15 protein-coding genes are annotated in these 12,878 nt (G+C 34.1%); 4 read left to right on the forward strand and 11 right to left on the reverse strand.

The features are described 5' to 3' along the window. The 6 genes from BAU28_RS05645 to BAU28_RS05670 form a co-directional block, all read right to left on the reverse strand. On the reverse strand, nucleotides 1-407 hold a 407-nt coding region (locus BAU28_RS05645; RefSeq protein WP_116500313.1), incomplete at its 3' end, for an ATP-binding cassette domain-containing protein. A 171-nt stretch (nucleotides 408-578) separates the two neighbouring features. Beyond that, entirely contained in the window at nucleotides 579-920 is a 342-nt protein-coding gene (locus BAU28_RS05650) for a DUF1048 domain-containing protein (RefSeq protein ID WP_002172747.1), read from the reverse strand. 76 nt (nucleotides 921-996) lie between these two features. Continuing rightward, nucleotides 997-1,317, reverse strand: coding sequence for a PadR family transcriptional regulator (locus BAU28_RS05655; RefSeq protein WP_000429482.1), 321 nt, complete (start codon nucleotides 1,315-1,317; stop codon nucleotides 997-999). A gap of 590 nt (nucleotides 1,318-1,907) precedes the next feature. After that, nucleotides 1,908-3,194, reverse strand: coding sequence for a hydroxylamine reductase (hcp, locus tag BAU28_RS05660; protein WP_048376125.1), 1,287 nt, complete (start codon nucleotides 3,192-3,194; stop codon nucleotides 1,908-1,910). An 888-nt stretch (nucleotides 3,195-4,082) separates the two neighbouring features. Next, nucleotides 4,083-4,856: a BcII family subclass B1 metallo-beta-lactamase gene (bla2, locus tag BAU28_RS05665; protein WP_071717978.1), complete on the reverse strand. Its 774-nt coding sequence runs from the start codon at nucleotides 4,854-4,856 to the stop codon at nucleotides 4,083-4,085. A gap of 137 nt (nucleotides 4,857-4,993) precedes the next feature. Continuing rightward, complete coding sequence (locus tag BAU28_RS05670) at nucleotides 4,994-5,731, reverse strand: glycoside hydrolase family 25 protein (protein ID WP_071717979.1); 738 nt, start codon at nucleotides 5,729-5,731, stop codon at nucleotides 4,994-4,996. A 204-nt stretch (nucleotides 5,732-5,935) separates the two neighbouring features. Here BAU28_RS05670 and BAU28_RS05675 point away from each other — a divergent pair, with 204 nt between their 5' ends. Beyond that, nucleotides 5,936-6,973 carry a serine hydrolase domain-containing protein gene (locus tag BAU28_RS05675; RefSeq protein ID WP_071717980.1) on the forward strand — a complete coding sequence of 346 codons (1,038 nt, stop codon included), beginning with the start codon at nucleotides 5,936-5,938 and terminating at the stop codon, nucleotides 6,971-6,973. A gap of 49 nt (nucleotides 6,974-7,022) precedes the next feature. On the opposite strand, the gene BAU28_RS05680 is transcribed toward BAU28_RS05675, so the two are convergent. The 4 genes from BAU28_RS05680 to yeiL form a co-directional block, all read right to left on the reverse strand. After that, nucleotides 7,023-7,271, reverse strand: coding sequence for a hypothetical protein (locus BAU28_RS05680; protein ID WP_071717981.1), 249 nt, complete (start codon nucleotides 7,269-7,271; stop codon nucleotides 7,023-7,025). A gap of 280 nt (nucleotides 7,272-7,551) precedes the next feature. After that, the gene (locus tag BAU28_RS05685) at nucleotides 7,552-8,595 is read right to left on the reverse strand and encodes a flavin-containing monooxygenase (protein ID WP_071717982.1); all 1,044 of its coding nucleotides are present in this window, start codon (nucleotides 8,593-8,595) and stop codon (nucleotides 7,552-7,554) included. 137 nt (nucleotides 8,596-8,732) lie between these two features. Continuing rightward, complete coding sequence (locus BAU28_RS05690; RefSeq protein ID WP_071717983.1) at nucleotides 8,733-9,464, reverse strand: metallophosphoesterase family protein; 732 nt, start codon at nucleotides 9,462-9,464, stop codon at nucleotides 8,733-8,735. A 21-nt stretch (nucleotides 9,465-9,485) separates the two neighbouring features. Beyond that, nucleotides 9,486-10,178 carry a transcriptional regulator YeiL gene (yeiL, locus tag BAU28_RS05695; RefSeq protein WP_071717984.1) on the reverse strand — a complete coding sequence of 231 codons (693 nt, stop codon included), beginning with the start codon at nucleotides 10,176-10,178 and terminating at the stop codon, nucleotides 9,486-9,488. A gap of 132 nt (nucleotides 10,179-10,310) precedes the next feature. Here yeiL and BAU28_RS05700 point away from each other — a divergent pair, with 132 nt between their 5' ends. The 3 genes from BAU28_RS05700 (at nucleotide 10,311) to BAU28_RS05710 (ending at nucleotide 11,836) form a co-directional block, all read left to right on the forward strand. Next, nucleotides 10,311-10,733, forward strand: coding sequence for a DMT family transporter (locus BAU28_RS05700; protein WP_002172756.1), 423 nt, complete (start codon nucleotides 10,311-10,313; stop codon nucleotides 10,731-10,733). A gap of 13 nt (nucleotides 10,734-10,746) precedes the next feature. Beyond that, a complete protein-coding gene (locus BAU28_RS05705) occupies nucleotides 10,747-11,211 on the forward strand; it encodes a DMT family transporter (protein ID WP_025150482.1) in 465 nt (154 codons plus the stop codon). A 145-nt stretch (nucleotides 11,212-11,356) separates the two neighbouring features. After that, a complete protein-coding gene (locus BAU28_RS05710) occupies nucleotides 11,357-11,836 on the forward strand; it encodes a hypothetical protein (RefSeq protein ID WP_071717985.1) in 480 nt (159 codons plus the stop codon). 54 nt (nucleotides 11,837-11,890) lie between these two features. Here the strand turns inward: BAU28_RS05710 and aiiA are convergent, their stop codons facing one another. Further along, nucleotides 11,891-12,643, reverse strand: a complete 753-nt coding sequence (gene aiiA, locus BAU28_RS05715; RefSeq protein WP_071717986.1) for a quorum-quenching N-acyl homoserine lactonase AiiA — start codon at nucleotides 12,641-12,643, stop codon at nucleotides 11,891-11,893. Nucleotides 12,644-12,878 lie beyond the last annotated feature (235 nt).

A 12,878-nucleotide genomic window follows, 5' to 3' on the forward strand; every position in this document is an offset into this window, starting at 1 on the left:
GAATACTGCTCTGCCCGGCGGTTGGCCGCATCGGTCAGGCTAAATCTTGCAAGCAGATTGTCGGCGACTTGAGCGGGATTGGAAACTCCACGCAACTTGGCGATCATTATCAGGTTTTCCCTCCCGGTGAGCATGCCGTCTAAAGCTGCGAACTGCCCTGTCAGACTGATGCTTTGACGAACATAATCCGGTTGACGCTGGACGTCAAAGCCGCAAATACCTACTTCGCCGCCATCGGGCTTCATCAGCGTCGAGAGGATGTTGACCGTCGTCGTCTTGCCCGCTCCATTTGAGCCCAGCAGTGCGAAAATTTCGCCACGCTGTACCTCAAAATCCACCCCCTTTAATACCTCCTTGTCTTTAAAAGATTTTTTTAACCCTTTTACAGAAATCGCTGCATTGCTCATACTTTTTTCCTCCTTATAAAAAATGTTTTGCAAAGCTAGACTGCCTACACTCCTCTATTTAGTGTTACTGATAATCTGTATTACTTAGTACCGGGTTAAAAATATAACTGAATAGCGATGGCGGCAATTCACATTTGTAACCAGCTAATCAGTCGGTATTACCTATTGCATTTATTTTTTTCTCAATCGATTCATGATACTCTGATTCAAATCTTCACGATACTTGGAGACATAGGTTTTAGCATTTGCTACTAGTTCGTCTGCAAAGGACGCCACGTCTTCCCCAGTGATTTCAAGCACTTGTCTCCCTTCCGCCGCACCGGCTTCGAACAAATCGATTAATTCATACTGTATGTGTAGCATATCCATCCCGTTGCCTGCTGAGAAATTCCACATGTAGTTTTGAATTTTCTTAAACACAAACTGGTAGTCCTCTGGGAGAGCCCCAACTCGTGCCATCATCATTTTGTACTCTTTTTTATCACCAATTAATTTTTTGAACATTTCCATCATATTGTTTTTCCTCCTTTTTTATAAAGCAGAACAAGAAATTCCAAAAACATTAGACGCAATAACTTATCTTATGAAGCTAGTTTGACTTCAAGACGTTAATTTTTGATGATACAAAATCCCATTTTTCCCAAAACAATTCAAGCTCCTGGCGGCCAGCATCATTAAGTGAATAAAACTTACGGGGCGGCCCCATATCTGACGGTTTCTTTTCAATATTCACAAGCTTTTTCTTCTCTAATCGTACGAGGATGGTATACACAGTTCCTTCCACGACTTCGGTAAACCCAAGATCATTCAGGTGGCGGGTAATCTCATAGCCATACGTTTCACGGCGACTGATGATTTCCAGTACACACCCTTCCAGTGAACCTTTCAGCATTTCAGTTAAATTTTCCATGTTATGATCCTCCTCTACCCCCTATTCTGTCTGACTTATATTCAGTATCACAGAGTACTAAGGCGAATTTTTTACCGAATAGCTTTTGAAAAACCATACTATTCAGTATTACTTATTACAAGTACATTGTATGGCTAAGTAGTGATAGATGTCAACTGATTTTCAAATTTTTTCTAAAATCCGCTATTACCTATTGTTTACTGAATATATTTTGAGAAACAACACTATTCAGTATTACTTATTACAAGTACATTGTATGACTGAGTAGAGAGAATGTCAACTGGATTTTCAAAAAATTTAAAAAATCAGCTATATCCCCATTGGATACAGCTGATTTTCTTTATGAAGATGTCTCGCCACATACTTATCAAGCTAAGAAAAGTAAATATCCCCAAACGAGAAAATGTGCACTTTCTCGTTTGGGGAGTGTTATAAAATTCTGAAGCTGATGGATAAAGCAGATTCCCTTTATTAAAAAGATAGATTATTTTTGCGTTCCTCTACTAATGCCCTGCGAATGTAATACATAAGTTTTCGAATACATACAAACTCTTTATACAGTCACCTCTAAATATAGGACATCCTTTTTGTTACGATAACATCATATCCATATCTTCTGCTGCAGTTGTAATTAGTTTTAAACCAAATGTTTCTTGTAATACATCAAGCACACCAGACGAAATAAATTCAGGAGCCTTTGGACCGATACGAATATCTTGAATCCCAAGACTAAATAGCCCTAGTAAGATGGCAACCGCTTTTTGTTCAAACCATGATAGGACAATACTCACTGGTAATTCATTTACTTCACATTGAAAAGCATCTGCTAAAGCGGCCGCTATTTTCACTGTAGAAATTGAATTATTACATTGTCCTAAGTCAATGTAACGCGGGATCTCCGTACCAGGTACAACACCGTAATTCACATCATTAAAACGGAATTTCCCGCAAGAAGTTGTTAAAATAACCGTTTCTGGTGGAAGTGACGTTGCTAATTCACGATAATATTCTCCACCTTTTCCTGGGGCATCACAACCTGCGATAACAAAGAAACGCTTAATTTTCCCTTCTTTTACTGCCTCAATGATTTCTGGAGCTAATGATAATACTGTATTATGATGAAAACCTGTTACTAACTGTTCATCCGACTCCATATGTACTTCTGGAAGCTCTAGCGCTTTTTGAATCAATGGTGTAAAATCATCATTTTCAATTTTTTGTACACCCTCTAAGCCTGCAATATCATATGAAAAGAATCGATCAGAGTATGATCCTTTAATTGGCATAACACAGTTCGTTGTAGCTAATATTGCACCGGTAAATTTTTCGAAAAGGCGTCTTTGATCGTACCAGGCCTTACCAATGTTTCCTTTTAAATGTTTATATTTTTTCAATTGTGGATATCCGTGTGCTGGCAGCATTTCAGAATGCGTATAAATATTAATTTCTTTTCCTTCTGTTTGCTTTAATAATTCCTCTAATGCAAATAAATTATGACCAGTAACAACAATTGCCTTACCTTCTACATGATTTTGTGTAATTTGAACAGGCTCTGGAACACCAAAGTGATTCGTATGTGCCTCATCTAATAACTCCATCACTCGTAAAGCTGATTTCCCTACTTTCATAGCCATATCAATATGTTCTTGTTCATTAAAGTTAGAATTTGTTAATGTCATATATAACGCTTCTTGCGTTGTAGCATCTACAAATGCATCTGTATACCCTAGCTGAGCAGCATGGGTACGATAAGCTGCAATTCCTTTTAACCCAAACACAATCGTATCTTGTAAACTTGCAATGGTTTCATTCTTTCCGCAAACACCTATTACTTTACATCCACCTGTTGGCGTTTGTTCACATTGATAACAAAACATATCATCCCACCCTCTCCCAATCATTCCTTACAAACTAAGCATAATACCCATTGAGAAAAAGGGATGTGATATCAATCACAATAATATGTAAAAGTTTGTGACAGTTCATATTGTTGACATAATATTTTTATTGACACTTTAAAATTCATACATAAGCATGGACACTTCTATTGATGGTTCCAAACATCTAGATAATTATTTTAAAGAAATGCTAGCGACATTTTGATTCATCAATATATGTAAAGCAACTAAATCTTTTACTTACTAGTTCATTGTACAAAACCAAGATTTCGTAATATATTTGGCAATAAAGAGTTTTGAATCTCTTAAGCAAATAGTTGTAATTCATCAGTTACAGAAATAAACTTAGAAAAACGCCATCCTTTTCTATCATTCAACAGAAGAATGGCGTTTTTTTCATTTTGAGGAACAATCATTTTTTTGTTAAAAACGTTTTAAAGACTTTATGAGAAATCTCTTTATTTACAATACTTTTACACTGTCTTAACATTATTTACATTACTTTATGATATATTGATATAATAACTACTTAAGGAATTTCATGTACATTTTTATCTTTATGATCTCTTATCTAATTGATAAAGAAATCATGTTATATTTTTATAACAGGGGTGAACTTTGATGACTGAAACTTTAAAAACACTTATAATGCTTGATGCTACCTACGTTGTTATAGCAATTATGACGGTACTAGTATTTGTATACTTAGAATTAAAATCTCAGTGACGTATTCAGGCGTAATCGATAGCTTCAGCATTTAAATATAGCTAGAATAAACAGAGAAGGAAATTGTTTTCTTCTCTCTTTTGTATTCCAAAAGTTTCTTAAATCTACAATAAGCTTCATCATTATTTTATTTCTCGTTTCTTATTTCAACAAATCTAGTGTATGTAAAAGCAATCCTTTGTCACCTACATGACCATGACCAGGTACTACTGAAATCATATTTCCATATCGGTTCAACACATTTTCAATTGATCCGGACCATTCATTTACGTACGCATCAGCAACATTCCCTAAATCTTTAGCTTCCGTAGATTTCACTAAACAGCCTCCAGCTAAAATATTATATTGTGGCAGCCATACGACAATATTATCTTCTGTATGTCCTTTACCTGGATAGAACGTTTCTACTTTCATATTTCCATACTTCATATTCGTAATCGTTTGTAAGTCTCCAAGCGGCTCCTCATATCCATTTTTCTTTGCTATTTCCGCAGTTAATGCTGTACTATGCGCTTTAATACCTCTTTCTTTCAACGTTTTCATTCCGCCAATTCGATCCTCATGTGCATGTGTAATAATGACATCAGTTACTCGCTTCTGAAACTTCTTTTCTACCATCTCTATTAATTCTTTCGTTAACTTATCATCCCAAGAAGAGTCTACAAGTACTAAACCTTTAGAAGTATTTAAGACTAAACCATTTGAAGGAACTGCAACTCCGTTAAAATAACCTAACTCAGTATGTACCCATACATTCTTGTTTAGCTGAGAAATTGAAATTGTTCCTGTCTCATTTTTTATTACTTTCTGTTCTACCTCTTGTTCTGCTTGTACAGGAGATATTGCAGTAGCAAATTGACTTGCTCCTAGTAAACTAACACATAATCCTATTTTTAATAACGTATTCTTTTTCATTTTCATCCACCCTTTCTTTCAAACTAAATAGTTATTACCTATAATAGACAATTTATCTCAAATGTTTGTTCCATCTTTTCTTACATATTTTTCATGCAATTAATAAAAAGTGCACAAAATTTTGTACGCTTTATAACTTAATCTTTCATTCCATAATTCTCAAACTCTTCCTCATTCCCATAAAACACATTCAAGTCAATGTATTTTTCTTTTCCATTATAACCGCTTAATCTTCCACGGTTCGTGTATTGCCAAAACGTCCATTTTCTCTCATCGGATAAACTCGGCTTTGTAAGAACACTACGGATCCATATATCACATTCAGGATATGCATCTTTTATGTACAAGTCATACGCCTCTTGAGTTGCATACAATATCACGTTCTTATCATAATATTTTTCTAACATTTTTATCATTACCGTCAACTCTTTCGTAACATCTTCACGCTTAGGGGGATTGTCTTTTTTATCACCGTAAAACTCAACATCTATAACTGGTGGCAATGCTTGTTCATGTTTTGGAACAGTTCTTATGTATTGCTCTGCTTGCGTTTCACCCTTACTATCAAAACTAAAAAAATGATACGCTCCTATACGCATATTTGTCTTATCAGCATTAGTCCAATTTTCCGAAAAGTACTCATCCACAAACGAGCTCCCTTCAGTAGCCTTTATAAACGCAAACTTCATATTCTGCTTTTCTAACTCCCTCCAATCTATCTCTCCTTGATAAGATGCGACATCTACACCTTTTATTAAAAACTTATCCGCTTTTAATTGATTTGGAATGAATATCCCTTGAAAAATCAAGTAAACAACTATCCCCATTACACCAATTAGGGTAAGAAATCCTCCTATTATAAGCTTCTTTTTCATTTGTATCTCTCCTTTGTATACACTAAACTCATACTATTCTAAAAAGAACTTGGCTTACAAAACCAAGGTCTTTTTAAAGCAACTATTTTCCATTTTATTCTCTCCTTCTATTAAAACTCATCTTTTTATTCCATTCACAACACTTCTCTTTATTTACTAATGTATAATAAAGTTAATATTCCGTTTTATTAGAAGGGAGATACTATGAACTTATTAAGTAGAAATATATACGAGCAAATGAAACGACATTCCGTTGCCGGTTTAAGTCTCGCTGTTATACATGATGGCAAACTAGACGAAGCGAAAACCTACGGAACACTGGAATCTGGAACAACTAGCAATATTACTACAAATTCCATCTTTAATTCTTGTTCTATTAGCAAATTCATCACCGCAATACTCGTTTTAACGTTAGCCGATAAAGGAACTCTCAATTTAGACGAAGACGTAAATGATAGACTCACATCTTGGAACATCCCTACCAATCTATTTACTTCACAGAAAAAAATCACGTTGCGCAACTTATTAAGTCACCAATCTGGAATAATTGACCCTCCAAATAGTTTTGAACATTATACACTTGAAAAAGGACTACCTAAAATACATGAACTCCTTTCCGGTAAAACATTATATTGCCCAGTACCTATTGAAGTAACTTATGAACCAGAAAGCGAATTTCACTACTCTGATGCAAACTTTTGTATAATCGAACAACTACTAGAAGATATTACTGGACAATCATTTAGTCAGTTACTAAAAGAATTTATCTTTCAGCCACTACAAATGAAAAATAGTACACTATTCTCTCCTGAAGACATAGAGAAAACCAATACCTTTGCTTGCGGGCATAATAAAGATGGGACTGTAACAAATGAAAAGTATCCGTTTTATCCATTCCCAGCTGCTTCAGGCATTTGGACAACACCATCTGACTTATCAACTTTAGTAATTGAACTTATTCATTCCTTACAAGGGAATAGCAAATTAGCACTTTCTCAACAAACAGTACAAGATATGATTTCTCCCCACGGCTGCTCAAAATGGACTGGCTTGGGTGTTTTTCTAGATGATTCTAATGAAGACTTACAAATTTATTCACTTGGCTGGGGCGTTGGATTCCAATGTATGATGGTTTGTTATCCACTCCGAGGGAATAGCGCTATTATTATGACAAACTCGGATTTAGGTGTTCATCAAATGGAAGGGATTATTGGTGAGGTTTTAAAAATGTTATCCTTATAATGAACTAAGCAAAAACAAAGAAAGAAGCTGATTCTCCCAGCCTCTTTCTTTATATCACATTTTTCGCCACAATTTTAACATGTTCCGGTGCGATGATTTCCGTTATACTTTCTTGAAAATCTTCATGCAACAGTTCTTCAATATGTTCTAAATGCACTTCAACATGTGTGCATTCTAAATTATGTATGTTTAATAGTGCATAATGGTCTTTTTTCTTAATTACTAAATATTGATTTTCTTCTGTTACGAGTACAGAACCCAATCGTACTCCTAGTAGACGTTGATCATCAAACTTCACAATCACTTCCCCTTTCCATCTACAAATGTAATTACTATGTAAAAAATCAATTTTTAGGAAACTAACCTTGTATAGACTATATCATAATTTACTAAAATATAAATATCATATTTTCTTTCAATAAAAATCCCTATTTTTTTATATATTTCGATACAAAAAACTTTCTCAACATAGAAACACGATTTTTTAGTTTGTTCGTCTCTGAAAATCTATTATAATAAGGCTAATAAATGATTGACCTCTCCTAATTCATGTACATATGGATGATCAGTAGTATTTGCTACTGATCTATTTTTTTGATTTCAGAAAGCAAATGTACTGCATCCTTTCCTACACCACAAATAAGCGCAGAACCCCTTTGAGATTGCCACGGCAACCCGATATAATATAATCCTCTTACTGGACTCCTTCCTTTTGTATGATTAGGAAATCCATTCATATTCACTGCCTTTTCTATTTCAATCCATTTATAATCTTGGACAAAACCAGTTGACCATATAATACTTTGCGCACTATACGTGCCACCATTTTGAAACATAATATTATTTCCTGATGCACTTACGACTTTTTTCTGTAGTTTTATTGCACCATTACGAATGAGTTCCTTACCTTCAAAACCAAAAATGGGATCCTTTTTCCTCTGAAACCACCTTCCTCTCTTTGTATTTATTTCGGCATACAATAAACAAGTTTTTTCTAGCCAATAAAAAATACTTTTTCCTAATAGATGTAACGGTAAAAACGTTAAAGGGTGACTTATAGCCATTGTAACTTCATGAGTTTTTGCAAGTTCTACTGCTATTTGCATTCCTGAATTCCCACCACCTACTACAAGCGCCTTTCCCATTGGGACTTGCGATGGTGACTTGTATTGTGATGAATGTATTTGAAAAATTTGTGATGAAAGATTTTGTGAAAATGAGGGGATGAATGGTTGCTGAAAACCACCTGATGCAATAATGACGTTTTTCGATTGTAAAATTTCTGTAGGAGTGTGTAATTCGAAGATGTCTTTTTGTTTCTTTATTTTTAAAACCTCAGTTTGTAATTGTACTGGTAATTGAAAATGTTGTGCATATCCTTCTAAATAACTGGCAACCTCATCTTTATATGGAAATCCATTTTTCTCTCCTATTAATGCCATACCTGGCAAGCTACTATATGCCATTGGTGTAAAAAGTTGTAGTGATTCATAGCGTTTTCTCCACGAATCACCAATTCTGTTCCCTGCCTCGAGTAACAAAAAGTTATAACGTTCCTGCTTTAAATAGTATCCCATTGCTAATCCAGCTTGACCGGCTCCTACAATAATTGCATCTAGCATCATTTTTCCTCCTTCATAATATATGAATAATTGTTCACATGTTCATATTATACTTAATCATATCATTTTATTTTTGTTTAATTCAATATTTTTCCAAAACAAAAAAAAGGGCAGTTTACTAATAAGTAAACTACCCTTCATTCTATTCTCCCGGTCCTTAACGCAATGGCCCAATCATGTCGATCACTATTTTCAGCTAGTTGAGCCGCTTCTTCCCAATTATACGAAACAGATATTTGTTCAATTAACCAATCTTGCGCATTTTTTTCCATTATTACATACTTTGCATGCGGTGTTCCCGATTCCATTTTATGCAAAACAGGTAGCTCATCTTTGTATGCCGGAAGTCCTACACTCCCTGGATTTATAATTATCTTTCCGTCTGATAAATAAACTACTCTAGGAATATGCGTATGTCCACATACTATTATTTTTTGCTCAATATTTTGAAGTTGATCCATTATAACTTTTTCATTCTTTAATACTGCGCCATTTTCGTCCATCTCTTCTAGCAAATACACCTCATCTGAAGTCGGTGTACCATGACAAAATAAAATATCGTCTACAATAAATTGTGAAGGATTTTGTTTTAACCAATTTATATGATTATTTGTTAATTGATTTTGAACAAAAGTTAGTGTAGTAGATTGCTCTTGTATAGGTTCCCAAAGCATACGATCACAATTGCCCTTAATATGTATCATCTCGCTACTCATTAAAATTTCAATTGTCCCTAACGGATCTAATGGCCCATACACACTATCACCTAAATTTATTATCATTTCGACCTTTTGACGTGCAATATCTTTTAATACCGATTTTAAAGCGTGACTATTTCCATGAACATCTGAAATGATAGCTATTTTCATCTAAATCCCCACTTTAATATATTATTTATAAACATCCGCAGCCAATTCCCTCAAAACCTCTACATTCATCACTTCAAAGCAACCATTATTTTTCTTTATAATCTCTTTATCACAAAACGTATTCAATGTGCGTAATAAATGCCGATAACTCGTTCCTAACAATTCAGCTGTTTCCGTTAAATTCCCACTAAATACAATTCTGTTTCCGTGCTGAACCGCTCTTTCCCCTGCTGCTAACATGTAACTCGCAAGTCGATTTTCAAGTGGATATAGTAAATTAATTGTACTATTTTTTGAAAGTCTATTTAATTTGTGAGCTAATGATCCACAAATACATCTTAAAAATTTCGCATCATGAAATAATTGGTTTCTAACTTTCCCTAAAGGCAAGCCAACACAATACGAATCTGCCATTACTTGTACGTTTGAAGTAATCTTTTGAGAGTGAATTAATTCTACATCCCCTAGCAACTGCAAACTATCATAAAAACATAGCAATACAGATTTCCCATTACTTAATGTGTTAAACGCTTTCGCTTTTCCCTCAACAAAAAAATACAAATAATCTATATCCTCATTTTCCCTACATATGAATTCATTCTTTCTAAAAAATAATAGCTCCATATAAGGCTTCATATCGTTACTAAAAAATGAATCAATTTTATTTTGTTTCATATAATCTGCTAGCTTACTAGAATTACATACCTTTTTCATAATCCCCCGCCTTTACCACTCATCCCCATTGTAATTAAAATTTTCTTCTTTCACTATGACATATGTCATAGTAATACACAATTTCAGCGTGATACAGTCATTACAAATACGAAATTTAAAGGGGATATTACATTGTATAACTTTCTTTCTGTCTTTATAGGTGCACTTATCGCAATTATGATTCCTTTAAACGGAATCTTATCCGAAATTATAGGGAATTATACAGCAAGCGTTGTCATTCACCTCGTTGGCTTAGTAGCAGTTGTTATCGTTTTAATCATTAACAAAAATAAAATTCTTTTTGAGAAAGGTATTCCGCTTTATTTATACAGCGCTGGGGCCATTGGGGTTTTCACTGTTCTTTTTAGTAATATAAGCTTCTCCGCCCTTGGTGCTTCCATTACGATTGCATTAAGCTTACTCGGACAGTCCATTGCTTCTATTGTTATAGATCATTATGGGCTATTAGGAATGAAGGTTGCGAAGTTTGAAAAGAAAAAGTTGATTGGATTATTGTTCATTTCTTCTGGAATTGTTGTCATGACTATTTTTTAATGGGGGTAAAAAAATGTTATATATTTGTATCGCTATTTTAGTTGGGGTTTCTATCGTTGTTGCCAGAATTATTAATGCGAATTTAGCAACAAAAATAGGAATTTGGGAAGGCACTTTCTTCAATTATATTACCGGGTTATTTTTCTCTGCATTATTTTTGATTTTCAGTACAGACTCTTTGTATATATCTAGTCACACATTGCAATCCATTCCTTTCGCTGTATATTTAGGTGGCTTAGTAGGTGTTATCGTCATTGTATTATCAAACTATATTACTCCAAAAATATCAGCATTTTACTTAACGTTACTCATCTTTATCGGACAATTATTTATGGGGACTGTTATAGATTTCTTACTATCAAACGAACTCTCAATTGGCAAAATTGTTGGTGGAATTTTAGTATTACTTGGTCTTACTTACAATTTACTTGTTGATCGTCCAATTAAAACCGTGAAGAATAACCATGTTCAATTATAGCCCTATTAGGTCATGATAGTTTCTTCACTATTAGTAGAATATACACATTCTCTTATCATATATATTAATATAGAGCCTATTTAGTTCGAATTCATAGAGAGGAGACAATCCTATTAAAAAAATAATTTTACTACTCAGTAGCGTATTGATTATTTTTGGAATCGTATGGTTTTTAAACTCTGGAAAATCTATTCAAGATCTATATACATCTAGCAAACAAAAAAAGAAAGCTACTATTATTTCAACGCAAAGAGACCCAAATGCGCCGCCTGTTTTTTTAGGAAAACAAGAAATAAAAGATATTCATGTAGAGTCAATTAAGACGAAAAAATCTATCTTCCTTACAAAAACAGATGAATTAAAAACTTTCATTAACAGTATGGATACAGCAAAAAAAGGCGATTTAACGCTAGATGAAGAAGGCTCTGATTTAGTAGATTGTAACATGTGGATTACTTTCCAAGATGGAACTTATAAACAATATTTAATTTGGATAGTAGATAACAACAGTAGTGAAGTGATGATTGCTCATCAAAACACTCCTGATGATTTAAACCTTACTTATTATCAATTAAATGAAGGCAATTCAAAAAAAGTATATAGCTTATTCAAGAAAATCATTTAATAGTGCATATAAAAAAGTCATGAGCTAACGAGCTCATGACTTTTTTATGCATTATCACAAATACTCTGGGAACACTTTACAGTCCTTTTCCTGCTCTATATCATGCCCAAAGAAAATAATTGGGTTCTCTTTCACAACAACATCTTTTAAACGTTTTATTGAAGATAAAGCTAATTCCGGATCAAATCCAGCAAACGGCACTTCATCTTCAAAATTTTCTTTCGTATAAGATGCATCAATCGTTAGTAACACTGGACCTGATTTTTCCGTCTCAATTAATAGTGACTGATGCCCTGGCGAATGTCCCGGTGTATACAATAATTGAACACCTGGTACTACTTCATAATCCCCTTCAATAATTTTGTAGTTTAAATTCGGTAATATACATTCTTTCAAATATTCTTCTCTATGCTGCGCCGCCTCATATTCAGCACGCTGTACAATAATAGGTGTATTCGTAAAAGCGCCATTTCCTCCCGCATGATCAAAATGCAAGTGGGAACTAATAATATACAGAAGATCTTCTGGCACATATCCTGCACGTTTTAAGATATTTATGATTCTATCCTCTTCCGTCATTTTCGGCAAAATCTGTCCTTCAACAAATGTCCCTTTAAAAAGGTCTTCATTGTTAACCGCACTTTCTGGCATACCTGTATCTACTAAAATCGGCCCCTCTTCTGTCTCCAAAAGATAACACCATACAGGCAAATTTAATAATTTTCCCGGTGTAAGTGTACTATTAACGGAAGAATGGTCCAACATACAACGACCTGCTCGGACGAAATAAAGCTTCTTTACTGTCATTATGTATCCACCTTTACAAATAATTTAAGATAAAACAATACAGTAAAAAATTCCACCTATAAGAAATAAACTCCTTCTCAACTTCCATTGTTACTTTCTATCCTTGAATCTCCGAATAGTCGAGAACAATAAAACAGCTGTGATGTAACATAAGAAAATCCCTATAAAACTAACACTAAAACCATCTTTATGAAAATAACTATATAAAACGCAATCTCACCATGATACCCTTAAA

Origin of the sequence: Bacillus paramycoides, from assembly GCF_001884235.1 — a bacterium.
GTDB classification, from domain to species: domain Bacteria; phylum Bacillota; class Bacilli; order Bacillales; family Bacillaceae_G; genus Bacillus_A; species Bacillus_A paramycoides.

Excerpts from the sequence above, each read along its gene's own strand:
- BAU28_RS05705 (WP_025150482.1), top strand. The coding sequence starts at position 10,747 with ATGTTATATATTTGTATCGCTATTTTAGTTGGGGTTTCTATCGTTGTT.
- BAU28_RS05690 (WP_071717983.1), bottom strand. The coding sequence starts at position 9,464 with ATGAAAATAGCTATCATTTCAGATGTTCATGGAAATAGTCACGCTTTA.
- BAU28_RS05655 (WP_000429482.1), bottom strand. The coding sequence starts at position 1,317 with ATGGAAAATTTAACTGAAATGCTGAAAGGTTCACTGGAAGGGTGTGTA.
- hcp (WP_048376125.1), bottom strand. The coding sequence starts at position 3,194 with ATGTTTTGTTATCAATGTGAACAAACGCCAACAGGTGGATGTAAAGTA.
- BAU28_RS05670 (WP_071717979.1), bottom strand. The coding sequence starts at position 5,731 with ATGAAAAAGAAGCTTATAATAGGAGGATTTCTTACCCTAATTGGTGTA.
- yeiL (WP_071717984.1), bottom strand. The coding sequence starts at position 10,178 with ATGAAAAAGGTATGTAATTCTAGTAAGCTAGCAGATTATATGAAACAA.
- BAU28_RS05650 (WP_002172747.1), bottom strand. The coding sequence starts at position 920 with ATGATGGAAATGTTCAAAAAATTAATTGGTGATAAAAAAGAGTACAAA.
- BAU28_RS05675 (WP_071717980.1), top strand. The coding sequence starts at position 5,936 with ATGAACTTATTAAGTAGAAATATATACGAGCAAATGAAACGACATTCC.
- aiiA (WP_071717986.1), bottom strand. The coding sequence starts at position 12,643 with ATGACAGTAAAGAAGCTTTATTTCGTCCGAGCAGGTCGTTGTATGTTG.
- bla2 (WP_071717978.1), bottom strand. The coding sequence starts at position 4,856 with ATGAAAAAGAATACGTTATTAAAAATAGGATTATGTGTTAGTTTACTA.
- BAU28_RS05685 (WP_071717982.1), bottom strand. The coding sequence starts at position 8,595 with ATGCTAGATGCAATTATTGTAGGAGCCGGTCAAGCTGGATTAGCAATG.